The 25,396-nt window shown below is 68.7% G+C and carries 24 protein-coding genes and 1 pseudogene; 9 read left to right on the top strand and 16 right to left on the bottom strand.

Annotation, left to right across the window (positions count from 1 at the left end; genetic code table 11):
* Positions 1 to 59: 59 nt before the first annotated feature.
* Complete coding sequence (locus L1066_RS04900) at positions 60 to 812, top strand: fatty acid desaturase family protein (protein WP_376707643.1); 753 nt, start codon at positions 60 to 62, stop codon at positions 810 to 812.
* Positions 752 to 1,120: a fatty acid desaturase family protein gene (locus tag L1066_RS28395; protein WP_376707642.1), complete on the top strand. Its 369-nt coding sequence runs from the start codon at positions 752 to 754 to the stop codon at positions 1,118 to 1,120. Before L1066_RS04900 ends, L1066_RS28395 begins: the two co-directional genes overlap by 61 nt.
* Here L1066_RS28395 and L1066_RS04895 read toward each other — a convergent pair.
* Both L1066_RS04895 and L1066_RS04890 read right to left on the bottom strand, forming a co-directional pair.
* A complete protein-coding gene (locus L1066_RS04895; protein ID WP_235735238.1) occupies positions 1,111 to 1,791 on the bottom strand; it encodes a hypothetical protein in 681 nt (226 codons plus the stop codon). The two genes, L1066_RS28395 and L1066_RS04895, sit on opposite strands and share 10 nt — an antisense overlap.
* Positions 1,792 to 1,809: 18 nt before the next feature.
* Complete coding sequence (locus L1066_RS04890) at positions 1,810 to 2,058, bottom strand: DUF4287 domain-containing protein (RefSeq protein WP_235735237.1); 249 nt, start codon at positions 2,056 to 2,058, stop codon at positions 1,810 to 1,812.
* Positions 2,059 to 2,151: 93 nt separating this feature from the next.
* Between L1066_RS04890 and L1066_RS04885 the strand changes: the two genes are divergently transcribed.
* Positions 2,152 to 2,715, top strand: a complete 564-nt coding sequence (locus tag L1066_RS04885) for a dihydrofolate reductase family protein (RefSeq protein WP_235735236.1) — start codon at positions 2,152 to 2,154, stop codon at positions 2,713 to 2,715.
* On the opposite strand, the gene L1066_RS26435 is transcribed toward L1066_RS04885, so the two are convergent.
* Together L1066_RS26435 and L1066_RS26430 are read right to left on the bottom strand one after the other, a co-directional pair.
* Positions 2,650 to 3,219, bottom strand: coding sequence for a phosphatidylglycerol lysyltransferase domain-containing protein (locus L1066_RS26435; RefSeq protein ID WP_283095285.1), 570 nt, complete (start codon positions 3,217 to 3,219; stop codon positions 2,650 to 2,652). The genes L1066_RS04885 and L1066_RS26435 overlap by 66 nt on opposite strands.
* A gap of 56 nt (positions 3,220 to 3,275) precedes the next feature.
* A pseudogene (locus L1066_RS26430) lies at positions 3,276 to 3,905 on the bottom strand (phosphatidylglycerol lysyltransferase domain-containing protein); the annotation flags it as partial.
* Between the two features lie 613 nt (positions 3,906 to 4,518).
* Between L1066_RS26430 and L1066_RS04875 the strand changes: the two are divergent.
* Positions 4,519 to 4,875, top strand: a complete 357-nt coding sequence (locus L1066_RS04875; protein WP_235735235.1) for a helix-turn-helix domain-containing protein — start codon at positions 4,519 to 4,521, stop codon at positions 4,873 to 4,875.
* A 6-nt stretch (positions 4,876 to 4,881) separates the two neighbouring features.
* Here L1066_RS04875 and L1066_RS04870 read toward each other — a convergent pair whose 3' ends face one another.
* From L1066_RS04870 to L1066_RS04850, 5 genes are all read right to left on the bottom strand, one after another.
* Positions 4,882 to 5,469 carry a ClpP family protease gene (locus tag L1066_RS04870; RefSeq protein WP_235735234.1) on the bottom strand — a complete coding sequence of 196 codons (588 nt, stop codon included), beginning with the start codon at positions 5,467 to 5,469 and terminating at the stop codon, positions 4,882 to 4,884.
* Complete coding sequence (locus tag L1066_RS04865; RefSeq protein ID WP_235735233.1) at positions 5,466 to 6,101, bottom strand: ClpP family protease; 636 nt, start codon at positions 6,099 to 6,101, stop codon at positions 5,466 to 5,468. Before L1066_RS04865 ends, L1066_RS04870 begins: the two co-directional genes overlap by 4 nt.
* A gap of 180 nt (positions 6,102 to 6,281) precedes the next feature.
* Positions 6,282 to 6,923, bottom strand: a complete 642-nt coding sequence (locus tag L1066_RS04860; protein ID WP_235735232.1) for a dihydrofolate reductase family protein — start codon at positions 6,921 to 6,923, stop codon at positions 6,282 to 6,284.
* Positions 6,924 to 6,958: 35 nt separating this feature from the next.
* Entirely contained in the window at positions 6,959 to 7,519 is a 561-nt protein-coding gene (locus tag L1066_RS04855) for a TIGR03086 family metal-binding protein (RefSeq protein WP_235735231.1), read from the bottom strand.
* 194 nt (positions 7,520 to 7,713) lie between these two features.
* Positions 7,714 to 9,297 (bottom strand): HNH endonuclease signature motif containing protein, encoded by a 1,584-nt coding sequence (locus tag L1066_RS04850; protein WP_235735230.1) that lies wholly within the window; start codon positions 9,295 to 9,297, stop codon positions 7,714 to 7,716.
* A gap of 452 nt (positions 9,298 to 9,749) precedes the next feature.
* On the opposite strand from L1066_RS04850, the gene L1066_RS04845 reads away from it, so the two are divergent.
* The 3 genes from L1066_RS04845 to L1066_RS04835 are packed head-to-tail and all read left to right on the top strand — an operon-like array spanning position 9,750 to position 12,651.
* Positions 9,750 to 10,943, top strand: coding sequence for an ATP-binding protein (locus L1066_RS04845; RefSeq protein ID WP_235735229.1), 1,194 nt, complete (start codon positions 9,750 to 9,752; stop codon positions 10,941 to 10,943).
* The gene (locus L1066_RS04840; RefSeq protein ID WP_235735228.1) at positions 10,940 to 11,929 is read left to right on the top strand and encodes a tetratricopeptide repeat protein; all 990 of its coding nucleotides are present in this window, start codon (positions 10,940 to 10,942) and stop codon (positions 11,927 to 11,929) included. Before L1066_RS04845 ends, L1066_RS04840 begins: the two co-directional genes overlap by 4 nt.
* Before the next feature lie 23 nt (positions 11,930 to 11,952).
* Positions 11,953 to 12,651: a hypothetical protein gene (locus L1066_RS04835; protein WP_235735227.1), complete on the top strand. Its 699-nt coding sequence runs from the start codon at positions 11,953 to 11,955 to the stop codon at positions 12,649 to 12,651.
* A 7-nt stretch (positions 12,652 to 12,658) separates the two neighbouring features.
* Here L1066_RS04835 and L1066_RS04830 read toward each other — a convergent pair whose 3' ends face one another.
* The 3 genes from L1066_RS04830 to L1066_RS04820 form a co-directional block, all read right to left on the bottom strand.
* Positions 12,659 to 14,134, bottom strand: coding sequence for an FAD-dependent oxidoreductase (locus L1066_RS04830; RefSeq protein ID WP_235735226.1), 1,476 nt, complete (start codon positions 14,132 to 14,134; stop codon positions 12,659 to 12,661).
* Between the two features lie 149 nt (positions 14,135 to 14,283).
* A complete protein-coding gene (locus tag L1066_RS04825; protein ID WP_235735225.1) occupies positions 14,284 to 14,940 on the bottom strand; it encodes a response regulator in 657 nt (218 codons plus the stop codon).
* The gene (locus tag L1066_RS04820) at positions 14,937 to 16,079 is read right to left on the bottom strand and encodes a sensor histidine kinase (RefSeq protein WP_235735224.1); all 1,143 of its coding nucleotides are present in this window, start codon (positions 16,077 to 16,079) and stop codon (positions 14,937 to 14,939) included. The genes L1066_RS04825 and L1066_RS04820 overlap by 4 nt, the downstream gene beginning before the upstream one ends.
* Positions 16,080 to 16,210: 131 nt before the next feature.
* Between L1066_RS04820 and L1066_RS04815 the strand changes: the two genes are divergently transcribed.
* On the top strand, positions 16,211 to 18,391 hold the full coding sequence (locus L1066_RS04815) for an MMPL family transporter (RefSeq protein WP_235735223.1): 2,181 nt from the start codon (positions 16,211 to 16,213) through the stop codon (positions 18,389 to 18,391).
* 120 nt (positions 18,392 to 18,511) lie between these two features.
* Here L1066_RS04815 and dnaB read toward each other — a convergent pair whose 3' ends face one another.
* Complete coding sequence (dnaB, locus tag L1066_RS04810) at positions 18,512 to 19,924, bottom strand: replicative DNA helicase (RefSeq protein WP_235735222.1); 1,413 nt, start codon at positions 19,922 to 19,924, stop codon at positions 18,512 to 18,514.
* Between the two features lie 567 nt (positions 19,925 to 20,491).
* On the opposite strand from dnaB, the gene L1066_RS04805 reads away from it, so the two are divergent.
* Positions 20,492 to 21,829 (top strand): MATE family efflux transporter, encoded by a 1,338-nt coding sequence (locus tag L1066_RS04805; RefSeq protein ID WP_235735221.1) that lies wholly within the window; start codon positions 20,492 to 20,494, stop codon positions 21,827 to 21,829.
* A gap of 19 nt (positions 21,830 to 21,848) precedes the next feature.
* Here L1066_RS04805 and L1066_RS04800 read toward each other — a convergent pair whose 3' ends face one another.
* From L1066_RS04800 to L1066_RS04790, 3 genes are read right to left on the bottom strand one after another with little or no spacing between them, the layout of a single operon-like run.
* The gene (locus L1066_RS04800; RefSeq protein WP_235735220.1) at positions 21,849 to 22,772 is read right to left on the bottom strand and encodes an ABC transporter permease; all 924 of its coding nucleotides are present in this window, start codon (positions 22,770 to 22,772) and stop codon (positions 21,849 to 21,851) included.
* Complete coding sequence (locus tag L1066_RS04795) at positions 22,769 to 23,842, bottom strand: ABC transporter permease (protein WP_235735219.1); 1,074 nt, start codon at positions 23,840 to 23,842, stop codon at positions 22,769 to 22,771. Before L1066_RS04795 ends, L1066_RS04800 begins: the two co-directional genes overlap by 4 nt.
* Positions 23,839 to 25,386 (bottom strand): ABC transporter ATP-binding protein, encoded by a 1,548-nt coding sequence (locus L1066_RS04790; RefSeq protein ID WP_235735218.1) that lies wholly within the window; start codon positions 25,384 to 25,386, stop codon positions 23,839 to 23,841. The genes L1066_RS04795 and L1066_RS04790 overlap by 4 nt, the downstream gene beginning before the upstream one ends.
* Between the last annotated feature and the right edge of the window lie 10 nt (positions 25,387 to 25,396).

Below are 25,396 nucleotides of genomic sequence, written 5' to 3'. Positions count from 1 at the left end.
ACCACCGGAGGGGACCCAGCGCCATGGCGCGGGCTCCCTCACCCGCGAAGACTCGAACCATGACCATCGAGCGCTCCGCACCCACCCTCCGCGCCGGCCACGGCGGCTCCGACTTCGCCGAACTTCGCCGCCGCGTCGATGCCGCCGGGCTGCTGGACCGACGACCCGGCTACTACCTGCTCCGGTTCACCCTGGCCGGTACGGCGCTCGTTGCTGCCTGGGCGGCCTTCGTCGCCATCGGCAGCACGGCCTGGCAGTTGCTCACCGCCGTCGTACTGGCCGTGGTCTTCGCACAGCTGGCCCTGCTGGCCCACGACATCGCGCACCGGCAGGTCTTCCGGACCCGCCGCCCGAGCGAGATCGCCGGCCGCCTCGTCGGCAACCTCGGGGTCGGGATGAGCTACGGCTGGTGGATGGACAAACACACCCGGCACCACGCGAATCCGAACCACGAGGAACTCGACCCGGACGTCTCCCCCGACCTGCTGGTGTGGTCGCAGGAACAGGCGCGCAACGCGCGCGGACCGGCTCGGTTCATCGGCAAGTACGAGGCGTTCCTCTTCTTCCCGCTGCTCACCCTCGAGGCGTTCAACCTCCACGTGTCGAGTGTCCGCGCAGTGCTGCGCCCCGGCCTGCCGAGCCGGAAGCTGGAGGCCGGGCTGCTGCTCGCCCACGCGGTGATCTATCTCAGCCTGGTGTTCACGGTGCTCTCCCCGGACTCGCCGTCGCGTTCATCCTGGTCAACCAGGCGGTGTTCGGCGTCTACCTCGGCTGCTCGTTCGCACCCAACCACAAGGGCATGCCGACGCTGACCGGCGCCAAGGAGCCGGACTACTTGCGCAAGCAGGTGCTCACCTCACGCAACGTGCGCGGCGGCCCGGTCACCGACATCGCACTCGGGGGTCTCAACTACCAGATCGAGCACCACCTCTTCCCGAGCATGCCGTGCGCCAACCTGCGCCTGGCACAGCCGATCGTGCGCGACTTCTGCGCCGAACGCGGGGTGGAGTACGCCGAGGCCGGGCTGGTCGAGTCGTATGCGATCGCCCTGCGCCACATGCACGCGGTCGGTGAACCGCTGCGTGCACGTGACCAGAGAGGCCCGCGGCGTCAGGAGTGACAGCCGTCTGCGTCGCAGACGATCCCCGCCTCGGGGTCCGTCGCCGCGATGCGACGCAACTCGGTGATCGTGTCGGGGAGGCGCTCCAGGGCCGCCCGCTCGACGTGCACCAGGTCGAGCTGCTGGCGCGCGCGATGGGCAACGACGAGGTCGAGGTCCTCCGGCAGCTCACCGTCTTGGAGTTCTTCAAGCACCATGAGCACCTGGACGGCGCCGTCGCGTGGAGTGGGCTCGTCAGCGCCGACCGGCACAGGACCGAAGCCCACCGACAACCACACGTCGTCACTGACCTCGCGCACCTCCAGCATGGCGGCATGGAGGTGTACGCCGGCGGCCGCGACGGCCGCGGGCACGACCCCGTGATCCATCTCGTAGGGGTCCACCGAGACGTCCCCGATCGCCACGCGGTCCACATCGACGTCGGACAGCCGCTCCCACACCGTGTCGATCTCCGAGACGGTCGCACGGCTCGTGAAGCGCACCTCCTGAATGCCTTCGTCGTCCACCACGACCGCGCTCACCACGCCCCGCTCGTCACGCAGGTCGTCGACGAGGCGGTGCAGACGTTGGGTGTCGGAGCGATACCAGAGCGCACCTGCCACCACGATGACGACGACCGCCGCCACGAGGACGATCCGAGGACCGGAGAGCCTGGTGCCCGAGCTGCTCACTGTTGGCGACGAGCCACGTCAGGCCACCTGCGCGGACTTCACGTAGGCGACGATCGCATTGGCGTGGCCGTGGCCGAGGCCGTGCTCGTCCTTGAGCCAGGCAACCACTTCCATGTGCTTGGCGGTCTCCAGCCGTCCGACAACGAGGTCGAGCCACTCCTGGATGGGCCGCCCGTACTTCTGCTCGATGCTGGGGAAGTAGGACGCAGGTCCCTTGGCTGTCTCACCCGGCGCGATCTCGGGTGCCTTCACACGCTTGTCCACCATGGAGACAAGGTTAGTGCGCCGCACTGCGATGAATCGGAGATCCGGCTCAGGTCTTCACCTGCAACCTGACACACGGTCAGCCGAGGAGGAGACATGGGCAAGGTCGCCTGGGGATTCACGTCGTCGATCGACGGCTTCATCGCCGGCCCGGGACACGACATGGGATGGATGTCCGCCTGCGAACCGCTGGCGGAGGGCACCACCGAACGCATGGCAGCAGCAGTCGCCGTGATCATCTCCGGACGAAACGGCTACGACGCGGCGAAGGAACAGCAGGATGAGCGGGACAAGACCACCTCCGCGGCGTACGGCGGTGCCTGGTCCGGGACCGAGATCGTGTTGACCCACCGGCCGGAGGAGCTCGCCGACGACCCGACCGTCGTACCGCTGAACTGCGACATCACGACAGCCGTCCGTCATGCGCGACAGATCGCCGGCGACGGGGACGTGCAGATCATCAGTGCAGACATCGGGCGACAGGCGCTCGAGCACGACCTCGTCGACGAGCTCCAGGTGTTCGTCGCCCCGGTCTTCCTCGGCGACGGAGTCCGGATCTTCGACGTCCCCGGCGGGCGGCGGATCGACTGGGAACTAGTGGAGATCTACGAGGACGGTCTGCGCAGCTTCGGACGGGCCTACCGGCCCAGGAGACGTTGACGCCGACCGGGCCACGGGCGGTGTCGGGAGTGTCAACGGGCTGCTGACGACACGCGTCCTCGGCGTCACCAGGTAGGCGGTGGCCACGGCCAGCCCGATCCGCGGCAGGTCGGAGCTCTTGCGATAGGTCAGGTGGAGTGACTCGCAACGAGGTGAGAACTTCGCCTTGAACGCGTGGAGCGACGCGAACCCGTAGAGCGGTTCGAGGACCTGAGCGGAACGCTCCAGCATGCGCTGAAGCCATCCGTCCGGCTCGCCGATGCTGCGTGTGAGCGGCGCCGCCGACAGCGACACCGTCTGGGCACCCTCACCCTGGAAGGCAAGGCACGACTCTGCGATCAGGAACTCGATCACCGGTTTGAAGCCGTCGTCGGGTCGGCGCATCAGATCGAGGGTCCAGCCGTCGATGCGTCCCCCACCCCCGTGGATCGGCATCCAGGAGAGGAACCCGTGCACCCGGTCCTCGTCGTCGAGTGCCAACGCGACGCGAACCCGTGGGTCCATCGCATGGTCGACGCCGCCCAGGGTGAAGCCGAGCTCGGGGTGCGCTGACGCCGCAACCAACCGTCACTGATCGCGCGCACCTGCGCGATGATCCGGGGATCCGCATCCGCGAGGGTGACCAGCTCGAAGCGGATCCCGTCACGACCGGCCCGGTTGCGCGCCGTACGGATGTCTTGCCACTTCTTCCCGCGGAACTCCAGATCGGTGAGGTCCAACAGGGTGTCCTCGCCGATCTGGAGGTTGCGGCCACCGATCGCCCGGGCAACCGGCCCGCTCACCGCGAAGTGGGAGGGGATCAGGTGCTCGTCGGCGCAGAGTGCTTCGAACGCCGCCGGGGCACGACGGATCCAATCGGTGGTGCCGATCGGGTCACCGAGCGCGAGAGCCACCCCGAGGTGCCGTCGGTAGGCGAGGTAGCCCCCGCCCTGCGGGTCGTAGAGGTAGCGCACGCCCGGCCACGTGGTCATCCAGGAGATCGAGCCGCCACCCTCACGTTGCAGGTGATGGACGGCGCGGTCACGGTTGACGACAGCCTGCTGCCGGGGGCGACTCCTGGAGCCGATGACCAGGCCTGCGGCGACGGCGATCAGGTGCACCAGGTCGGCGAGGTTGCCGATGAAGAGGAAGGAGGAGACGACGTAGGCAACCAGCGTGCCCCGTGCGAGACGACGTACTCCGGTGCTCATGAACGCGGTCATCACGGCGCCGACGGCCAACGCACCGCCCGACGGGCCGACGTCCAGTGCCTGTGCCATCGCACCCGGGCCGAAGGCCAGGATCAAGGAACTGGCGGCGAGCACGCTGCCGACCTGGGTGCCCAGCCAGAGCAACGCCGTACGACGCGTGCCGAGTCGCGGTTCCGCGTAGCCGACGCAGAGCGCGAAGCTGGCCAGCACCGGGAGGTAGCACCACGGTGCGATCGCCAGGAACGGTCCGGTGAGCAAGCCCCACCACTGGCCGGACGTCAGGGCGGCCGGGCCGTAGGCGAGGTCGCGGCCCCAGGCGTGGTCGAGGATGCCACCGGTCATCGCGCCCGTGGCCAGTCCCACGACCACGATGAGCAGCAGGCCGAACACGGTGAAGGGCCGGCGGCGCACGGCGGCGAGGCGATCCGGCGTTCGGGGCGGTTCAACGGCAGTGGCTGACATGCCTCCAGCCTTGTCGGAAGCAGGGCCGGCGTCAGTAGTGCTGTGCCCCCAGTGGGGGTAGTGCTGGGACTACCCCGGCCGATGCTCGCATCGGTTCTGCCCTCGGCAGAAGCACTGCCCCGGACGCCGAGTCAGTGGCTAGCATCGCGACATGGCTCATCTGCTGCCGCTGCGCCCACCGTCCGACCAGCCCGAGCCCGTGGCGCCCGAACCACTGTGGCGCGAGGTGACCGGCGAGCTGCTCCGCGAACGACGCCATGCCCGTGGCGAGAAGCTGAGCGAGACTGCCAGCCGGGCCGGCATCTCGACGCAGTACCTCTCCGAGATCGAGCGGGGCCGCAAGGATCCCTCCTCCGAGGTGCTCTCCGCCGTGGCCGGTGCCCTCGACCTCACCCTGCGTGACCTGGCTGCTGCCGCCGCGCGCCGGTTGTACGTCGTGTCGTCGGGTCCGACGTCGCTCCCCCAAGGCATCGGTGCCCTGCGCGGACCACTGGCGTTGGCCGCTTGACCGAGTTCAGCGGCGGCTGATCACCGCGTCGGCCAGTCCGTAGGCGACTGCCTCGTCGGCGCGGAAGATCCGGTCACGGTCGGTGTCGCGCCGCAGCGTCTCGACGTCCTGACCAGTGTGCTGGGCCAACGCCTGCTCCATCTCCTCGCGCACCCTCAGGATCTCGTCCGCAGCGAGGATCAGGTCCGGGATCGTGCCACGTCCCTGCCCTGACGGCTGGTGCAGCATGACCCGGGCATGGGGCAGCAGTGTCCGCTGCCCCGGCGCCCCGGCCGCGAGCAGGAGGGCAGTGCTCGAGAAGGCCTGCCCCACGCAGGTCGTCGCCACCGGTGCCCGGCAGAAGCGGATCGTGTCGTAGAGCGCGAAGGTTGCCGGGATCGAGCCGCCCTCGGAGTTGATGTAGAGGTTGATCGGAGCGTCGGGGTTCTCCGCATCCAGGTGCAGGACCTGCGCGATCAGGGCGTTGGCGACACTGTCATCGATCTGCGTGCCGAGGTAGACGATCCGCTCCTCGAGGAGACGGCTGTAGACATCCATCACCTTGTCGCCACGCGGCGTACGACTGATCACGTTGGGGATGGTGTAGGTGCTCATCGGTCGACCTCCTTCGTCGGGGCGGCAGGCTGCAGCCCGGTGGTCCGGCGCGGGTGCGGGCGGAGTTGCTCGAGGTCGGTCACGAGATGGTCGAGGAATCCGTAGTCACGGGCCTCCGCCGCGGTGAAGACGTGGTCGCGCAGCGAGTCCTCGAAGACCTGCTCGAACGACTTCCCGGTGCGTTCGGCGATGACCCCGAGCACCGTGTCGCGCATCTGGCGCAGGTCATCGGCCTGCAGCTCGATGTCGACGGCGTTGCCGCCGATGCCGGCGGACCCTTGGTGCATCAACACCTTGGCGTGCGGCAGTGCATGCCTCTTGCCCTCGGTGCCGCAGCACAGCAGGAACTGACCGGCGCTGTAGGCCATGCCCAGGGCCACCGTGGAGACGTCGTTCGGGACCAGGCCCATGGTGTCCGCGATGGCCAGCATCGCGGGCACCGAGCCGCCGGGAGAATTGATCCAGAGACTGATGTCGGTCTCCGGGTCGTCGGTCGCGAGCAGCACGAGCTGAGCGCACAGCATCGCACCGATCTCGTCGTCGAGTGCTGAGTCGAGCAGCAGGATGCGGTGCCGGAGCAGGTCCTCTGCGGTTCGCTTGCCGAGGGCCAGGGTTCGGGGTTCGTCGGTCATGCCCCGAGCCTGACGCCGCGGCGGCGGACGCAGAAGGGCGTGCCGCTCGCAGCGGATCTGCTCTCGGCGGAGTCGCTACACGGGCGCTCCGACGCCCCACGGGCTGGTGCGCGATCGGGCACGTGTCAGCGCGGCCGAGGTTGTTCGGCGGGAGACGGCACACGAGTGTGCGTCACGCGATCACGGCCGCCGGTTCCAGAACTGGTGGGTCAACCCGCTGGGGCTGGTGAGCGACTCGACCGCGTAGTCGGCTGCCACGTCATCGAGACCCTCGAACAGGGAGACCCCGCGCCCGAGAGTGACCGGCACGATCGCCAGATGCATGAAATCGATCAGTCCGGCCGCCAGGAACTGGCGCACCGTCGTTGGCCCGCCACCGATGCGTACGTCGAGCCGACCTGCGGCCGCCCTCGCCTGGCCGAGCACGTCCTCCGCACTGCCGTCCACGAAGTGGAAGCTCGTGCCGTTGGCGAATTCGATGGGAGGACGCGGGTAATGAGTCATCACGAACACGGGGGTCTGGAAGGGCGGTTCGTCGCCCCACCAACCGCGCCACTCGTGGTCGGGCCATGCGCCCTGCTGCGGACCGAACTTGCGCCGCCCCATGATCTCGGCGCCAATGCCCTGGCCCCACGTGCTGGTCAGCGCATGGTCGAAGGTGACCGGACTGTCGTCGACGCGGTCGATCCCGTGGATCGCCCTCCCGTCGAAGCGGCTGAAGAGACGTTCGGCGCCACCGATCGGTTGCTCCAAGGTCACCTCCTCCCCCGCGGCGTACCCGTCGAGCGAGACGTTGAGGTTGTGGACCCTGGTGCGTGACATGTCGACTCCTTCGAGCGGTTGGTGACCTGGACTCATCAGTGGTGGGCAGTGGACCACGAGGGATCGCGCCCGGTCTGCGCGAGGGTCAGGTCGAGCCTCGAGGCGTCCGCCTGAACGGCCACGACCGGGCCGAACGGACCTTGGCCTGCCGGCAGGCCGCTGGCGAAGAGGTCGAGGAAACGGTCGATCACGTCGAGTTGGTCGGGGCCGACCCGGAGCACCTGGCCCGTGGCGCTTGCGAGGTCCCAGCCGTGCACCGTCAGCTCCTCGACGGCGACCACGGCGTTGTCCGCGGCATCCATGTCGATCCCGCCGGCGGACACGCGGCCGTGCCACGCCTCCTCCGCCGCCCAGGCGCGGGCGAGTGCGTCGAGTTGCCGCGGGATCTCCACGCGCCAGTCGGGTACCAGCGACTCCGGCGGTGCGCTCGGCTGTTTGTGGGCATTGTCGGTGAAGACGGTTGCGAACTGATGGACGTGCGCAAGCAGGTCGGCAACCGTCCAGTCCGAGCAGGGCGTCACCTCGCCGAGCTGGGCCTCCTGAACGCCCGACACCAGGCGCTTCATCTCCTCCGTGGCTGGGCCGAGATCGAACATGCCCTTGCTCCTCTGCCGTCGTTGCGGTCGGTGCGGAGGTCGCCGCACCACGAGGTAGACCGGGGTCCCGGACCGGAATCATCGGTTCTTCGCGTGCGGGTCCCTCGTCCGGCGGCGCGACTCCGGGGTCCGGGTCTTCGCCGACGCCTGAGAGGCCACCGCTGGCTGGTCGCGGCGCGGGGCTCGTCTGCCTCCTAGGTTCGTCGGTGGAATCTGACGTCTCCGTCTGGGAGGTGTTGGGTGGTGTAGGTGTCGTCGTGGACGACGCGGTGGTGATGGGCACACAGCAGGACCCCGTTGTCGAGGTTGGTGTCGCCGCCGTGGCTCCATTCGAGCCAGTGGTGGGCCTCGCACCAAGTGCCGGGGATGTCGCAGCCCTCGGCACGGCACGTGGTGTCGCGCAGCAGCAGCGCCCGGCGTTGGGCCTTGGTGAACAGCCGTTGGGAGCGGCCCACGTCGAGGACCTCCGAGGCAGAGCCGAGGACGGCGGGGATGACGTTGGCCATGCACGCCAACCGGCGGGCCTCCTGTGCGGAGATCTCCTCGGTCGCCTCGCCCGGCAGCACCCCGTGCAGGGCCGCTTCGCCGAGGTCGGCCCGCAACTTCTCCAGACCCAACGTGACCACCAGCGTGGTGGCATCCCCGCCGTGGATGGGTAGCCGGTCGGGGTCGAGCGTCTCCAGCAACTGCACCAACGCCAACCCCAGCTTGTGGGTGTGCCGGCCACTGCGGGAACAGCCCGACGCACACGTGGCCGGCAACGGCGGGGTGTCGTCCGCAGCCTGCGGCTCGTCGCTGGCCGCCGGCCCCACGCCACCCAACTGGTCCACGCGACCCTCCCGGTCCGCGCCACCCAACTGGTCCGCGCCGTCGCCTTCCTTGCCGCCGCCGACCTGCCGGTTGCTGCCCTTCTCGTGGCCTTCCTTCTTGTCGCTCTCCTTCTCACTGTTCTGGCCGTCGGCGTCCGTCTCCTGCTGCTCGGGGGTGTCGTCCTGCTGCTCGGTGTCGTCCTGCTGCTCGGGGTCGTCCGGTTGGTCGGTGTCGTCCGGTTGGTCGCTGTCGGTGTCGGTGTCGCTGCAGTGCTGGTGGAGGCCATCGGGGTTGCGGGGACTGGTGTAGGCGTGCAGGAACCCCGACAACCGCTTCGCCGCCGCATCGGGCAGCAACGCCGACAGGCGAGTGGTGCCATCACCCTTGGACCGCATCGACAACTTCGTCTTCGCCCACGCATTGCGCTCCTCGGCGCGCAGCTGCCGCTCCAAGATCTCATCGGCGACCTCGGGAGCCACGGTGAACAGGATCCGCCGGCCCAGCCACGCCAACTGACGCGGGCCGAAATCGGCCGCGAACTCGATCAACTTCTCCTCCGCCGCCAACTTGGTCTCAGCCGCGACCTCCTCCGGTAGCCGGTCCAGCGCCCGCACGATCGTGCGAGCCTGGTCCACCGTCACGCCACCGGCAGCGACCGCAGTCCCCAACCGGGGATACCGGTCATCCAACGCTTGGGCCAGCCGCAGATCCGCCCGCGCCTCTTCTGCCCGAGCCCGGGCGTTCGAGGCCAGCCAGTCCGCGACGTCACGACCACCCTGCGCGGCAGCCACGTCACCGGCCACCGCCATGGTCCGCAACCGCAACTCCGCCGCCGCCGACTCGACCCGCGAGGCCGTCAACAACGCCGCAGCCTTCTCCGGCGTCGACAAGAACGCCGGGTTCGCGCTGGTCACCTCACCCAACGCCGCCAATGCGGTGTCCAGAGCCGCGTTGATCGGGTGCACCATCCCGTGCTCACCTCCTTCCCTTCTCTTGCTTCATGTGCAGTTGCTTCTTCGTGTGCTGTTCGAACGCTCTGCTTCAGGAACTTGCGCTCGTTTCCCTCGAGTTACCCCACCTCCGATATCGACTGCAACCACCGTAGGAAACCGCTCCGACACTTCACGGAGACGGCGAACGCCGCCTGTGGACAAGCCCCCGACGAGGGCAGCAACTGGTCTCGACAAGCTCGACCAACGGAGCCGGGGCCGAGGATTGGCCGCCGACGGGGCCGGGTCTCGACAGGCTCGACCAACGAGGGGTCTCGACAGGCTCGACCAACGGGGCTGGGTCTCGACAGGCTCGACCAACGGGGCCGGGTCTCGACAGGCTCGACCAACGAGGGCCGAGGCCGAGGATTGGCCGCCGCCGCGCGGGGTACGTTGCCCCACTGCCGCCGAAAACGATCGAAGGACAGCAGATGGCAGACAACGACTTCCTCGAAGTGATCGAGACCGAGGTGAGCCACGACCCACAGAACCTCGCGCTGCGCGAGGACTTCATCACCCTGCTGCTGGAGGCAGACCCGGACCGCGCCGCTGCCGAGCTGACCACCTTCGAGGCCATGGGCGGCGACCCTGCCCGCGTGCGCGTGCTGCGCGCTCGTGTGATGGCCGCGCGACTCCGAGGAACGACGGCGCCGCCCAGCGAGCCGGCAACGCCGAGCGCACCGGCACCGATCCCGACGCCCTCCGTGGCCGACGTCGAGCACGAGGATGCTGCGCCCGGCCTGTGGGACGCCGAACGTCCGGCCGTGACCCTGGCTGACGTCGCCGGACTCGCCGAGGTCAAGAAGCATCTCGACGAGACGTTCCTCGCCCCGCTGCGCAATCCCGAGATGGCGGCGGCGTTCGGTCAGAAGCCCGGTGGCTCCCTGCTGATGTACGGCCCGCCCGGGTGCGGCAAGACCTTCATCGCCCGGGCGATCGCCGGCGACCTGGGGGCATCCTTCATCCACGTCGCCCTGGCCGACCTGATCAGCAAGTGGATCGGTGACAGCGAGAGGGCGATCCAGGCCGTATTCCGCGACGCGCGCGCGTCCGCGCCCTGCGTGATCTTCTTCGACGAGTTCGACGCGCTCGGCGGACGGCGTACCTCCGGCGGTGGCGGATCGCAGTCGATGCGGATGATCGTGACCCAGCTGCTCGAGGAGCTCGACGGTGTGTCGAGCGCGAACGACGGCGTCTACTTCCTGGCCGCGACGAACCGCCCGTGGGACATCGATCCCGCGCTCCGGCGTCCGGGTCGAATCGACAAGACCGTCCTCGTGCTGCCACCCGACTCGGTCGCCCGCGCCGCGATCCTCGGGGGCGACCTCGACGGCAAGCCGGTCGACGGCGTCGACCTCGCTCGGGTCGCCGGGGCAACCGAGGGCTTCTCAGGCGCCGACATCGCGCACGTGGTGAAGGTGGCCCTGCAGTCGGCCCTGTCGGAGTCGATGGCGGCAGGCTCCGTCGTACCGGTCACGACCGAGTCGCTGCTCACCGTCGCGAGCGGAGTCAGCCCGTCGACCACGTCGTGGTTCGACCAGGTGGCACCGGTGCTGGAGTACGGCGCCGACGACGGCACGTTCGACCAGTTGCGTGCCTACCGTGTGAAGCGCGGCATGCGATGAGTAGCGACGAAGGCGTCGACCTCGTCCAGAGGGACTCCGACATGGCGTGGGAGCTGTTCGAGGTCCAGCCCACCCACCCCGAGATCGCCAAGATCGCGCATCGAGTGCTGGCCCAGGACCCCAGGCGAAGCGGGATGCGCATCCTGCTCGCGATGCACAGCAAGGCGAGCGGCGAGCCGGACGCGGCGCGCGAGATCCTGCTCGACGTGATCGGCCGGCGCGACCGGCAGTTCGTGAACGCCGCCCGCCAGTTGCGTGATCTCGAGCAGGACGAGCACCACCATGCCGAGGCACGGCGCTGGGCTGAGATCGTCCTGCGCGAGGACCAGGAATACTGGCTCGACTGGATGGAGTTCGGTGCCATCGCCGCCCTCGCGGGCGACTTCGAGTTCGGGTGGAAGACGCTCGACGACGCGGTCGAGCACTGCGCGCGCTCCGAAGCGGACGACCTGCCTTCGGCGCTCGTACGACGGGCCATCTTCCTGCTCCAGAGCTATGCGCCGCCGGAGCGCTTCATCCCGGCTGCCGAGGAGGCCATGCGCGCCGACCCCTCGGACGAGTTCGTCGGAGTGCCGCTGACCTGGGCCTATCTGCACCAGGGGCGCTTCGACGATGCGGAGGAGCTGTGCCTGCGGATGCTGCGATTGAACCCGACCGAGGCCCTGCCGGAGATCGCCCTCACGATGATCCGCACCATGCGAACGACGATCGACGAGAACGGCTTGTCGATGGACCAGGTGCACGACGCCGGCATCCTCAAGCAGTACTGGAACCAGCAGCGTGATGAGCAACTCGGCATTGATCTGGCCTCGGCACTGGATGCGTTGGAGCAGGTGATGCCGGCGGACCTCCGGGCAGCCCTACGTCCTCCCGCCGACGACGAGACCGCGCAGAACTCTCCAGGGGACCAGCAGATCGCTGCTTGGCACGACGGGCAGCGGCCGGGCACCGGCTCCGCCTGGGGGTTGATGGCGACTTCCGGCTGATGTCCGCCGCCGAGGTCGGGGCAATGGATCAGGAGATCGAAGCGAATCCCGAGTCCCATCCCGAATGGGAGGAAGTGGTCCTCAGCGATGCCTACACGCAGCTGATGACCGACGACGCGGGTGGCTACGTCATCGCCACGGCACCCGGGCCGCTCGTGATCCGCCGCTCAGGCGCCGATGACCAGCACTTCGCGCGCAGCCTCGCGGACTGGGTCTGGGATCGGGTGGCGGCGTTCGGCGGTCGCGACCCCCGCCCCGTACGGCGCGAAGACGAGAGCAGTGCCTCGACGAGCGACCCACTCGACCCCCACCCCGACGTGCTGGCCGAGCTCGACCGGCTCAACGATGCCTGCCGAGCTGCCCCCGGCGACACCGATCCCCAGGTCGAGCTCTGGACCGCGGTGACTGCCCTCGACCACTGGGTGATCATCAACCGCGGCACGCCCGAGGCCCCGCGACCCTACTCACTCGCCGGTCAGCCGGGCGCGATGCTGTGCGTCTACAGCAGCGCGACCCGCGCGAAGGCGGCAGCGTACGCCAGCGGCCTCGTCCCTGACGGCGACCCTGTTCCGCTGCTTGCCGTGCCGCTGCCAGCAGCCCTCGACTGGGTGATGTCGTTCGGCGAGCACGGTGTCGTGGGGGTGACCATCGACCATCCGCGGCTCGGCGCCTGGTGTCCCTTGGCCAACCTTCCCCGGCTGCGGCAGCTGCGCGAGCAGTAGGAGGGGTTCACACCGCCGCGGCAGCCCGTCCCGCACGACGACCGAAGAAGCTCCCGTCGCCGAGCGAGCAACCGCTCGCATAGTTCGAGGCGGCGATGCCGAGCGTCGTACGGCCGGCCGCGTAGAGGCCCGGGATGGCGTCACCGTCGACGTCGAGGACGGCACCGTCGACCGACGTACGCAGTCCGCCCAAAGGAAAGCCGGAGGTCTGGCCCCGTACGTCGAAGATCCCGATCGGACCCTCGAGTGGCCGCAACCACTGCGCAGCCTTGTGGAAGAGCGGATCTGCGCCGGCTGCCGCGCTCCGGTTGTATGCATCGAGCGTGGCAGCGAGGGAGCCCTGAGGGAGTCCGGCCTCGGCCTCGAGCTCGGCGACATCGTCGGAGACCCAGTTCGGCGGCGGGATCATCCGGGTCCCCTTGGGGGCGGCGACCGCCTCGTCGACCGCACGCTGATCGGCCACGATCAATGCCTGGTTGCGCTGCTGCAGGGCGGTGGCGACGCCGATCCGCCCGGGGTAGGTGTCCTCGTTGATGAACCGCTGCCCGAGGCCGTTGACGACCAGGCTTCGCGCCATCAGTCCGGGGTCCGCGTGGATCGCGACCTCGCAGTTGTCCATGTGGGCGACGTCCGCGCCCACCCACTGCGCCGCACGCATCGCCTGGCCGTCGTGCTCCTCGATGGCCGAACCGGGCCGGCCGGAGAGCGCCGGGACGTGCTGCTCGACGAGCTCCGCGTTGTAGGCGAAGCTGCCACTGGCGAGCACGACACCGCGGCGGGCGCGGATCGCCACCTTCTCGCCGTACGTCGTCACGACGATCCCGCAGACGCTTCCGTCGGCGTCGATCACCAGGCGCTCGAAGCGCGAGTCGGTCCGGAGGCGTACGCCGGAGGCGAGCGCGGTGTCGACCAGCGGTTTCACGAGCATGTAGCCGCCCCCGCGTTCGCCGGTTCGCTTGTCCGCCATCTGCGGTAGGTGACCGCGCGGCGCCGGGCGGATCGTCTCCGCGAAGGGATGGGCGTTCTCACCACCGCAATACATGAGTCCCTCGTCGGCGGCCGGCTCCCAGCCGGGCTGGTCGAAGAACTTGGCCCGGAACGGCACTCCGCACGAGACCAACCAGTCGAAGTGCTCGACACTGCGCTCGGCATAGATCGCCAACTTCTCGTCGTTGGTCCCGGTGCCGAAGGCAGCCTTCATGAAGGCATACATGTCGTCGGGCGAGTCCTCGAACCCGCAGGCCTTCTGCAGCGCGGTGCCACCGCCCAGGTAGATGAAGCCGCCAGCCATCGCCGCTGCGCCGCCCCAACCCGACGTCCGTTCGACGGCGAGGACCGAAGCCCCGGAGGCCGCGGCTCCAGCGGCCGCAGCAGCGCCGGCGACGCCGAACCCGACGACGACCACGTCGGCCTCGTCATTCCAGGTGGACACCTCGGCTGCGGTCAACGGTCGGGCGCTGCGGCGAACGGGTTTGGTCTCCACGTGGTCCTCCTTCAGGATGTCCCGCCACGCTAGGCAAACCGCCGTTGCCAGGACGGGCTTGTCCGTTCACCGGGAGCGCCAACGTGCACGTTCGCGGCGGGACGGCGGCCTGCGGATCACGGCCCGGTCCATCGTCAGAGTGCGACGGTTCAGTGCCCCACCCGGCCGGTGTCGTAGGCCCACATCGCGATCTCCACCCTGTTCCGGGCGCCGATCTTGGTCAGCAGGCTCGCGACGTGGGTCTTGGCCGTCGTCAAGCTGATGAACAGCTCGGCGGCGATCTCGACGTTCGTGCGGCCGACGGCAACCAGTCTCAACACCTCCTCCTCGCGTTGGGTGAGCGGCACGATCGGTTGGGTACGGCGTTTCGACGAGGCCCCCGCGGCGAGGGTCGCCAGCAGCCGCCGGGTGATGTTCGGCGCGATCAGGGCATCGCCGACGGCGGCGGCATGGACGGCTTGGACCAGCAGTTCTGGCCCCGCATCCTTGAGGAGGAATCCTCGCGCGCCGGCCCGAAGCGCGCCGTGGACGTATTCGTCCAGGTCGAACGTCGTGATCACCACCACCGCGATCGGGTCCGCGACGTCCCGCCCTGCGAGGAGCTCCGTCACCTCGATGCCGTCCAACCCGGGCATCCGAATGTCGACCAGGCACACGTCGGGGCGAAGCTGATGCGCCAGCTCGACGGCGGCGAGACCGTCGGCGGCCTGACCGACGACCTCGATGTCGGGCTGGGCGCCAAGGATCATCGACAGGCCGGTGCGCACCAGATCTTGGTCGTCGGCCACCAGCACGCGCACCGTCATCGGGGCACCTCCACCGGCAGCTCGGCGTCGACCGCCCACCCGCCCTCAGGTGTCGGCCCAGCGTGCAGCGTGCCGCCGAGCAACTGCACGCGCTCGGTCATCCCGCGCAACCCGAAGCCATGGGTCACTGGCCGCGCCGGGTCGGTCCGGCCATCGTCGGTCACGCGGAGTCGCAGCCTTCCTGCACCCCCGGTGACCTTGATCTCCACCCGCGTGGCGTTCCGGGCGTGCCGCAGCGCATTGGTCAGCGCCTCCTGCGCCATCCGATACACGGCCGCGTCGACCTGGGGCCCAAGTCCGGCCAGATCACCTGCCACCTCGACGTCGACGACGGGGGCTGGGTCGCGACGGGCCAGGGACATCAGGTCGGCGACGCCGAGTTGCGGAGCGTACTCGGCCGGTGCTCCATCGCGCAGTACCCGGACCATCGCCCGCATCTCCGCCAGTGTTCGCGACGCTTCCCCTTCGATGGCCGCAAGCGCATCGAGCGCCGCTTCCGGTCGAATCCCGGCCATCGCCCGGCCAGCCTGCGCCTGCACGGTGATCGCCGAGACATGGTGGGCAACCGAGTCATGCAGCTCACGCGCGAGGCCGACCCGTTCCTGGCTGCGGACCTGGTCGAGTGCCCGACGCCAGCTCTCGGCCCGGTAGCGGAACGCTGCTCCGCCCGCCACAGCTGCCGCCAGGATGGCGAGCCCGCCGAAGAGCTCGGTCGCCCCGGTGTAGTCGGTCGCGATGCTGAACGCAGCACCGACCAGCACCACCGCCAGCCCGAGCACGATCTGACGGCCTGAACCCCAACGGACCAGCGCGTAGACGAGCACCAGGATGTAGCTCATCGTGTGCAGGCCCACCCCCGAGATCCCGGCCAGCTCGCTCGCCAAGCCCAATGCCGTGCCGGTGCCGAAGCCCACCACGACACAGACCAACGGATGGGTACGCCGCCACAGCAGCACCGGTGCGAGACCGACCGCCACGATCGTCACGACCGGCCGCCAGGTGACGTCCTCGCGGAGGATTCCCTCGAGCAGCGCCGTCACCATCACCACGCCGACCAGCACCCGGTCGCGCCACGCCCGTTCAGGTGGGTCGGCGGCGCGGGGCTCGTCCCAGAGCGAGCGCACGGCGGTGGTGATCACGCGCCCAGCCTAGGGACTGCCGAGGCGCCGGGGACCGGCCGAAAGAACGAGACGCCGCTCCTCCCCATGGCGGAGGAAGGTCCGGCCTCGACGCCGATGTGCTCGAGCCGGCGCTCCACGAGCGTGGAAGCATGCACATTCCGATCACCGGGCGGATTGCCCGCCAGTCAGCGCGCCGGCCATGGCTCACCCTCGGCGTCTGGGCGGCGCTGCTCGCCGTCGCCTTCATCAGCGCCGGCACCATGGGAGAGCACGTCACGTCGGCCCAAAAGAACCTGGTCACCACCGAGGCGGACCGCGCCGCGGAGCTCGACGCCGACCTGCGCGCGAGCGTCGGGGGCCAAGAACTCTTCGACGAGTCCGTGATCGTCACCTCTACGGCACACCATTACGGCGACCCGGCATTCGACACCGCCATCGCCGAGGTCACGACTGCCCTGCAGGCCACCCGAGGTGTCGTGGACGTCGTCACCCCCGCGCTTGGCGCGCCGGTCGCGCCGAACGGTACGTCGGCGATGGTGCAGTTCCAGACCACGGCGGACACGGCCGTCGTACAAGCAGTGATGGATGCTGTCGACGCCTTGGAGCACGACGGCGTCGAGACCTTCGTGTTCGGCGCCGAGTCCACGGCGCTCGCGTTCAACGAGCTCGCTGCCGACGAGCTGGCCAGGGGCGAGCTGTTCGGCCTGGCGGCTGCACTGGTGATCCTGGTCTTCGTGTTCGGCGCGCTCGTGGCTGCGGGGCTTCCGCTGCTGGTGGCGATCGTGTCGATCGTCACCGCCACGGGTATCGGCGCGGTTGTCGCCCGTGCCCTGGACAGTGCTGGCCTGCCGATCTCCGACTCGCTGACGATCTTCGTCGCGATGCTGGGCCTGGCCCTCGGCATCGACTACTCGCTCCTCAGTGTCCAACGCTTCCGCGAGGAGCTCGCTCGCGGCGCGAGCACGATGGACGCCATCACCACGACCGGCTCCACGGCCAACCGGGCCGTGCTGTTCTCCGGTGCCACCATCGTGGTGGCGCTGGGCGGGTTGCTGCTCGTGCCGCTGAACATGTTCCTTGGCATCGCCGTCGGGGTGATCCTGGTGGCGGTCACGTCGGTGACGTCGGCGCTGTTCCTCCTGCCTGCGCTGCTGGGGCTGCTGGGTCACCGCGTCAACAAGGGGCGCGTATCGAAGGCGCAGCCAGGTGACGAGTCCGTGCGGTGGCGGTGGCTGTCCACCCTCGTCGTGTCGCGCCCGGCACTGGCGGCCGTGCTGGGTGTCGCGGTCCTCGCAATCGCAGCGTCGCCCTTGTTGACCATCAAGCTGGCCACCGCGGGACCCGACGACATGCCGGAGGACTTCGTCGCGCACCGGGCCAACGAGGTGCTCGTCGAGGAGTTCGGCTGGACGGACACCGCCACGATGGTGGTGATCACCGGGGCCGCAGGAGATGCCAGTGCCGTGGACGGCCTCGCGGCCGAGGTGGAGTCGGATCCCGGCTTCGCCGGCACCACGGTGGACTGGCGCGGGACGACAGCCTTCATCGACACCCACGACCTGTACGACGCCGGCGACTCCGAGTCGACCGAGGCCATCGACCGATTGCGGACCGTGCTCATCCCATCGGCCCTGGCCGGGAGCGATGCGACGGCAGTTGTCGGCGGCACCCGGGCCTACGCCATGGACGAGCTCGAGCTGCTCACCAGCCGCGCGCCGTACGCCGTGGCGATCGTCCTGACCGTCACGTTCCTGCTCCTGCTGGTGATGTTCCGCTCGATCGTGATCCCGGTGAAGGCCATCATGCTGAATCTGCTGGGCACCCTTGCCACGTTCGGGATCGTCGTCGCGACGTACCAGTGGGGGTGGGGAGTCGCATTGTTCGGGTTCCCCCACCTGGACGGCATCTCGCCCTACATGCCGGTGATGATCTTCGCGCTCGTGTTCGGCCTGTCGATGGACTACCACGTGTTCCTACTTGCTCGGGTCAAGGAACGGTACGACGCGACGGGCGACACGTTGGCTGCCGTGATCGAGGGTGTCACCCGTACCGGCCCCCTGATCACCGGTGCAGCGCTGATCATGGTGGCTGTCTTCTCAGGCTTCGCGGCCGCCGGGATCCCGGAGCTGTCGCAATGGGGCTTCGGTCTCGCGGTCGGCGTGCTGTTGGACGCCGCGGTGATCCGCGTGCTGCTCGTGCCCGCCGCGATGGTGTGGCTGGACAAGGCCAACTGGTATCTGCCGCGATGGCTCCACTGGCTGCCGACCCTCACCCACGAGCCAACTTCCGCACCCACCCCGGACGAGTCACGCGAGCCGGCACTCGAGTGACTCACCAATTGCCGCTCGGCAACACAACAATCACGTTGTCGTTCGCCCACCGTCCCCGGTGCGCAACACGGAACAGCGTGGGGGCGGCCCGGATCGAGCGAGCTCGTCAAGAGCGAGACCCTAGTGAGCCATGTCGACGAAGCGGCTGTAGTGGCCCTGGAAGGCGACGGTGATGTCGCGAGTGGGGCCGTTGCGGTGCTTGGCGACGATCAGGTCGGCCTCGCCGGGGCGGGTCGATTCCTTCTCGTAGACGTCTTCGCGGTGCAGCAGGATGATCATGTCCGCATCTTGTTCAAGCGACCCACTTTCACGAAGGTCGGAGGCCGCCGGCTTCTTGTCCGCACGCTGCTCCGGACCACGGTTGAGTTGCGAGAGCGCGATGACGGGGACTTCGAGTTCCTTGGCGAGCAGCTTGATCTGACGGGAGAACTCCGAGACCTCGAGCTGACGGGACTCGACCTTCTTGCCGGACGACATCAGCTGCATGTAGTCGATGACGATGAGACGGAGGTCGTGGTTCTGCTTCAACCGACGGGCCTTGGAGCGGATCTCCATCATCGTCATGTTGGGGCTGTCGTCGATGAACATCGGCGCCGACGAGACCTCGCCCATCTTGCGAGCCAGCCGCGCCCAGTCGTCGTCGTTCATGTTGCCGTTGCGGATGTGGTTGAGCGGCACCTTCGCCTCGGCCGAGAGCAGTCGCATCGTGATCTCGGCCTTGTTCATTTCGAGGCTGAAGAAGACACTCGCCATGTTGTTGTGGATCGACGCCGAGCGGCAGAGGTCGAGGGCCAGCGTTGATTTGCCCATGGCCGGACGCGCGGCGACGATGATCATCTGCCCCGCGTGCAGGCCGTTGGTGAGCTCGTCGAGGTCGGCGAAGCCGGTGGGCACGCCATAGATGCCCTCTTCACGGTTGCCGATCGCCTCGATCTCGTCGAGGACGCCTTCCATGATGTCGGCCAGCGGTGCGTAGTCTTCGGCCGCCCGCTTGTCGGTGATCTTGTAGACCTCGGCCTGGGCCTCGTCGACGAGCAGGTCGACATCACCCTCACCGGCGTAGCCGATCTGCGCGATCCGGGTGCCGGCGCCGACCATCCGGCGCAGGATCGCCTTCTCGCGCACGATCTCGGCGTAGTACTCCGCGTTGGAGGCGATCGGCACGTTGGCGGCCAGCGTGTGCAGATAGGCAGCGCCGCCTACCTTCACCAGCTCACCTCGCCGCTGGAGCTCGGCAGCCACGGTCACCGGGTCGGCCGGCTCGCCACGGCCGTAGAGGTCGACGATCGCATCGTGGATGATCTCGTGCGCGGGCCGGTAGAAGTCGGCGCCGCGAGTGACCTCGCTGACGTCGGCGATGGCGTCCTTGCTCAGCAGCATCGCGCCGAGCACGCTCTGCTCAGCGGCGTTGTCGGACGGCGGCGTGCGGTCGCCGGCTTCGCGTGGCGCCTCGCCCGGCTCGTAGGCAGCGGGGCCATCGCCCCACTCCTCGAAGTCCGGCGGAAGACTGTCGACGTGATCGTCCACGCTCACCCTGGCCACTCCTTCACCACTCGTGTCCTGCGGTATGCCAACAGGTGTAGCGGGCACCCCGACACTTGCCGTCGAGCACGGCAAATCGCCCCGGATCATGAGGTTGCCGAGCCCGCCTTCGCGCGACAGTACGTTGCCGATGACGCAACGCGACAGCGGCCTATCCACAGGCACCTGTGGATAACTGTGGACGGGTGGTGGAAGAGCAGCGTGTCGCTGTGCACTGGCTGGGGATCACCCTGTGGAATCTCGAACCCCACACACCCCAACACGGCCCTGACCTGCGGATATACGTTTTCACACCTGTGGACAAGAAGAAGGTGAAAGAAATTTCGTTCACCTGTGGTCCACCCGGGGTTCGCTTGTTTCTTTGTCGACATGGCGCCGGTCAGGTGTCCGGTTCCCACAGAAGTGCGCGAGTTGTACACAGCCCAATAACGCGCATCGACAGGCCGTGTCAAGGCGGATCAACCCTGTGTGGACGCCAACTGTCTCGCGATGGAAGGATCTCCCCCGTGACCACCGGCCAGGATCTCCCCGTGCAGCGTCTGACGCGCTCCGCCTGACGTGGCAACGGAGACCTCCCGCCGCCGCTGGATCCCGCTCGGACGCACCGACCGCGAGATCCTCGCCCTGGCGATCCCGGCCTTCCTGGCGCTCGTCTCCGAGCCGCTCTTCCTGCTCGCCGACGCCTCGATCATCGGTCACCTCGGCACCACCGAGCTCGCCGCACTGGGCGTGGCCGGATCCGTGATCACCACGGCCATCGGTCTGTGCATCTTCCTCGCCTACGGCACCACTGCCTCCGTCGCTCGCAAGCTCGGCGCCGGCGACCTCCGCGGCGCGCTGGCCCAGGGCATCGACGGGGTGTGGCTCGCGGTGCTCATCGGCACCGTCGTCACCGTGCTCGGCATGACGTTCGCCTCCGATCTCGTGGGGCTCTTCGGCGCCGCCGACGCCATCACCTCCGATGCCGCCGACTACCTCCGCATCGCCTTCCTCGGCACCATCCCGCTCCTCGTGGTGCTGGCCACCACCGGCGTGCTCCGCGGCCTGCTGGACACGCGTACGCCGCTCATCGCCGCGGCGGCGGGCAACCTCTTCAACATCATCTTCAACCTCGCGCTCGTGCACGGGTGGGGACCGCTGCCCGCCCTCGGCCTGGTCGGCTCCGCCTGGGGCACGGTGCTCGCCCAACTGCTGATGGCCCTGGGCCTCGTTGCGGTCGTCGTGCGCGGCGCCCGCCGCCAGGGTGCACCGCTGAGCCCGGACCTCCCGGGGGTCCGCGCCGCCGGACGTGCCGCCGTACCCCTGCTCGTCCGCACCCTCACCCTGCGGGCCTCGCTCCTCGTGACGACGTACGCCGTCGTGCAGGGCGGCGACGACACCTCGGTGGCCGCCCACAACCTGGCCTTCGCGCTCTGGTCGTTCCTGGCGTTCGTGCTCGACTCGCTCGCAATCGCCGCCCAAGCCCTGACCGGGCGCGCCCTCGGCGCCGGAGACCTCGACTCCACCCGACGACTGACGCGCCGGATGACGTGGTGGGGCATCTGGTGCGGGGTCGTCACCGGACTGGCACTGGCACTGGCCAGCCCTGTCGCCGGGCATCTCTTCACCAACGACGCCGCCGTGGTCGACAAGCTCGCTCCGGCGCTGCTCGTTGCCGCTCTCGCCCAACCGATCGCGGGTGTCGTGTTCGTGCTCGACGGGGTGCTGATCGGTGCGGGCGACGGCAACTATCTGGCGTGGGCCGGCGGCGTCGTCTTCTTGGTCTACACACCCTTCGCGCTGCTGGCCACCGGCCTCGTCGGCGTGTGGTTGGCCTTCGCGGTCGCGTTCATGGGCGGGCGGTGCGTGACCCTCGTGCACCGGGCCAGGGGCACCAGCTGGATGGTCTCCGGCTGATGCCCCTGCTCGCGGGCGGTCAGCCAGCCAGCCGCGACTCCCGGTCGTAGTTCAACCCCAGGTGCGCTGGCTGTCGCGCCCAACGGAACGCGAAGACCATCACCAACAGGGTTGCCACGAACGGCAGCATCTCGATGAACTGGTGGGGGATGCCCAGGCCCATCACCTGCGCCTTTTGGCCCAACGCATCCATCGCCGCGAAGAACGCTGCCCCTGCCACGACGTACGCCGGTCGCCAGCCACCGAGGAAGGCGAGTGCGATGACCAGCCATCCGCGACCGGCAATCATCCCGTCGGTGTAGATCCCCGTGAAGTGCAGTGGGAAGTAGGCACCGGCGATGCCGATCAATCCCGAGCCGACCACAGTCGACCAGGTCCGGGCCAGGGTGACGTTGACGCCGAGGCTGTCGGCCGCCTTGGGGTTCTCGCCCACCGAGCGGAAGTTCAGGCCTGCGCTGGTGCGCTGCATGAACCAGTAGAGGACGATCGACAAGACCACGGCGAAGTAGAAGAGGTAGTCCTGCCGGAAGAGTGCCTCACCGATGACGGGGATGTCACTGAGCACCGGGATCTCGAACTTGGTGAGCGTCTCGACCTTGGGTGGAGTCATCGTGACACCGATGACCTCCCGGTAGAACAACCCGGCAGCACCCGTCGCGGCGAAGAAGAGCGCGAGCCCGACCACGAACTGGTCCAACCTCAACTGGGTCGTCATGTAGGCCAGGACCAGGCCGATCACGGCTCCGGCCAGGAAGGCCATCAACAGGCCGGTCATGTTGGAGCCGGTCTTGTAGGCGGTGATGAACCCGACGGACGCACCGAGGGCCATCACCCCCTCCTGGGTCACGTTGAAGACGCCGGTGCGACCACTGAGCACGGTGCCTTGGGCGGCGAGGGTGAAGACCACCCACATCGGTGCGACGAGGACGAGGAAATCACTCATGCGGCAGCCCTCCTGAGCCGATCGCGGACCACATCACTGAGCAGCAGCAGGAGCAGGATGAGTGCCTCGATGACGAGCATCATCTCCACCGGCACCTGTGCCATGAGTTGCATCGTGCCGGCACCGAACTCCAGCACCGCGATGCCGAAGGCGATCACCGGCAGCGCGATCATCGAGCCCCGCGCCATCAGCCCGACGATGATGCCGAGCAGCAGGAAGTTGGACTGCATCCCCTCGAGCATGCGTCCGTGCACACCAGCGACGTCGATGGCGCCGGCCAACCCTCCGGCAGCGCCTCCCAGGAGGAGGCCCGCGCCGGCGAGCTTCGTCGTACGCACGCCGTTGACCATGGAGGCCCGCAGGTTGTCGCCCACGGCGCGCATCTCGAAGCCGGTCGGAGTGAACTTCATGCCCACGGCGATGAACAGAGCCAGCGCGAGCACGAGGATCACGCCGCTGTGCAGGCCCGGCGCCTCACCGATCAGAGGCAGTCGGGCCCCCTCACCGACCGGGGTCGTCGCCGGGTGCCCGGCTCCCGCGTCCGGCCAGACCTTGGTCGCCACCCAGTCGATCAACTTGAACGACACGAAGTTGAGCAGCACCGTGCTGAGGATCTCGTTGACCTTGAACCGCACCAGGAGCACGGCCGCGATCCCCGCCCAGACGGCACCCGCGAGGACCCCCGCGATCAGCGTGGCAGGGAGGAGTACGACGGTCGGCAGGTCCGAGAAGGTGATGCCGATCGCGACGCCTGCCGTGGCGCCGACCAGCATCTGCCCCTCCGCGCCGATGTTGAACTTGCCCGTCGCCAACGGGATGGCGAACGCGTAGGCACACAGCACGATCGGCACCCACTTGTGGAGGGTCTCGATCATGCCCAGACGGCTCTCGAACGAGCTGGTGAGCACTGCCCGCAACGCCTCGACGGCGTCGTAGCCCATCAGTTGGATGAGCAGGCCGCCGATGAGGAAGGCCACCACCACCGAGAGCACATAGGGCACCACGACCCAGGCGACCTTGGACACCACACCGGCCCGGGGCGGGGCCGGCACTCCTGTCGTGGCGCTCATGCGGCGCCCTCCTCACCGAGTCCGGTCATCCGGCGACCGACCTCATAGGGGTCGACCTCGCCACTGGCCCATTCACCCACCTGCGCTCCTTGATAGAGCGCGACCACGCGATCGGAGATGGCGAGCACCTCGTCGAGGTCCTCGGAGACCAACAGCACCGCGCAGCCCTCGTCCGTCGCGGCGCGGATCTGCTCGTAGACGAACCGGGTCGAGCCGATGTCGAGTCCTCGCGTCGGGTTGTGGAGCACCAGGAAGCCGGGCCGGTGCGCGAAGGCTCGAGCAAGGATCACCCGTTGGATGTTTCCGCCGGACAGGTCACCGGCCCGGGTCGCCGCCGAGTTGGCGCGGATCGAGAAGGTCGCGATCGCCTGCTCGGCACGTTGCTTGGCTCCCCGCCAGTCGATCAGTCCACCCTTCCGCGCCCGCGAGGCACGGTGGGAACCCAGGATCAGGTTCTCCGTGATGCCCAGCTTGGGAAGGATCCCGTCGCGGTGCCGATCCTCCGGCACGTAGGCGACACCGCTGTCGAGCCAGGTCGCCGTCGGGGTGCCACTGAGTTGCTTCTCGCCCACCTTCAGCTGGCCGCGCAGCGGCGGCCGTACTCCGGTGAGAGCCTCGGCCAGCTCGACCTGGCCGTTGCCGGCCACCCCGGCGAAGCCGACGACCTCGCCGGCCCCGACCGTGAGGTCGAAGTCGTGGATCAGCTCCACACCGTGGTCGTTGCGCACGGCAGCCCCGGTGACGACCACCCCGGGCTCGAACGTCCTGCGCTCGTGCGTCTCCTCGACGATGGCCTGCACCGCGTCGTACGACCCGTGGCTCTCGCCGACCATGACCGCAGCGAGGTGCTCCTGATCGGTCTCGGACCGCTCCAGGGTCTGCACCCGGGCACCGTCACGCATCACGGTCATCCGGTCGCACACCGCGAGGGTCTCGCGGATCTTGTGGGTGATCAGGATGACGCTCATCCCCTCGTCCACCATCGTCCGCAGCGAGGCGAAGAGCGCATCGACCTCCTGCGGAGTGAGGTTGGTGGTGGGCTCGTCGAGGATCAGGATCTTGGCGCCGCGATAGAGGGCCTTGAGGATCTCCACCCGCTGTCGCACACCCACCGGCAGCTGCTCGATCGTCGCGTCCGGGTCGACCTCGAGACCGAAGCGTCGGCTCAACTCGACGATCCGGTCGCGCGCTGCGGCCATCCCGCTGCCGTGCGATCCCTCCGGGCGGGTGCCCAGCACCACGTTCTCGACGACGGTGTAGTTCTCGACCTGGAGGAAGGTCTGGTGCACCATCCCGACGCCGAGGGCGATGGCGTCCTTGGGTGAGTTGATCGAGACCTCCTCACCGTCGATCCGGACCGCACCGGAGTCGGCCGCATAGAGACCGAAGAGGACATTCATCAAGGTGGTCTTCCCGGCACCGTTGCCACCGAGCAGACCGTGCACCTCCCGGGCGGCGACCTCGAGGGAGACCGCGTCGAGGGCACGCACCGGGCCGAAGGTCTTGACGACCTCGTGCATGTGCAGGCGGGGTACGTCGTTCATCACCACCAGC

Source organism: Nocardioides alcanivorans (assembly GCF_021555175.1).
Taxonomy (GTDB): domain Bacteria; phylum Actinomycetota; class Actinomycetes; order Propionibacteriales; family Nocardioidaceae; genus Nocardioides; species Nocardioides alcanivorans.
This window is presented reverse-complemented; position numbering and strand designations above follow the sequence as displayed.

Coding starts and splice junctions, on each gene's coding strand:
- L1066_RS26435 (WP_283095285.1), bottom strand. CDS start 3,219: ATGGACCCACGGGTTCGCGTCGCGTTGGCACTCGACGACGAGGACCGG.
- L1066_RS04795 (WP_235735219.1), bottom strand. CDS start 23,842: ATGAGCGCCACGACAGGAGTGCCGGCCCCGCCCCGGGCCGGTGTGGTG.
- L1066_RS04890 (WP_235735237.1), bottom strand. CDS start 2,058: ATGGTGGACAAGCGTGTGAAGGCACCCGAGATCGCGCCGGGTGAGACA.
- L1066_RS04800 (WP_235735220.1), bottom strand. CDS start 22,772: ATGAGTGATTTCCTCGTCCTCGTCGCACCGATGTGGGTGGTCTTCACC.
- L1066_RS04845 (WP_235735229.1), top strand. CDS start 9,750: ATGGCAGACAACGACTTCCTCGAAGTGATCGAGACCGAGGTGAGCCAC.
- L1066_RS04885 (WP_235735236.1), top strand. CDS start 2,152: ATGGGCAAGGTCGCCTGGGGATTCACGTCGTCGATCGACGGCTTCATC.
- L1066_RS04835 (WP_235735227.1), top strand. CDS start 11,953: ATGGATCAGGAGATCGAAGCGAATCCCGAGTCCCATCCCGAATGGGAG.
- L1066_RS04870 (WP_235735234.1), bottom strand. CDS start 5,469: ATGAGCACCTACACCATCCCCAACGTGATCAGTCGTACGCCGCGTGGC.
- L1066_RS04860 (WP_235735232.1), bottom strand. CDS start 6,923: ATGTCACGCACCAGGGTCCACAACCTCAACGTCTCGCTCGACGGGTAC.
- L1066_RS04855 (WP_235735231.1), bottom strand. CDS start 7,519: ATGTTCGATCTCGGCCCAGCCACGGAGGAGATGAAGCGCCTGGTGTCG.
- L1066_RS04840 (WP_235735228.1), top strand. CDS start 10,940: ATGAGTAGCGACGAAGGCGTCGACCTCGTCCAGAGGGACTCCGACATG.
- L1066_RS04825 (WP_235735225.1), bottom strand. CDS start 14,940: ATGACGGTGCGCGTGCTGGTGGCCGACGACCAAGATCTGGTGCGCACC.
- L1066_RS04875 (WP_235735235.1), top strand. CDS start 4,519: ATGGCTCATCTGCTGCCGCTGCGCCCACCGTCCGACCAGCCCGAGCCC.
- L1066_RS04865 (WP_235735233.1), bottom strand. CDS start 6,101: ATGACCGACGAACCCCGAACCCTGGCCCTCGGCAAGCGAACCGCAGAG.
- L1066_RS04900 (WP_376707643.1), top strand. CDS start 60: ATGACCATCGAGCGCTCCGCACCCACCCTCCGCGCCGGCCACGGCGGC.
- L1066_RS04790 (WP_235735218.1), bottom strand. CDS start 25,386: ATGAACGACGTACCCCGCCTGCACATGCACGAGGTCGTCAAGACCTTC.
- L1066_RS04815 (WP_235735223.1), top strand. CDS start 16,211: ATGCACATTCCGATCACCGGGCGGATTGCCCGCCAGTCAGCGCGCCGG.
- L1066_RS04850 (WP_235735230.1), bottom strand. CDS start 9,297: ATGGTGCACCCGATCAACGCGGCTCTGGACACCGCATTGGCGGCGTTG.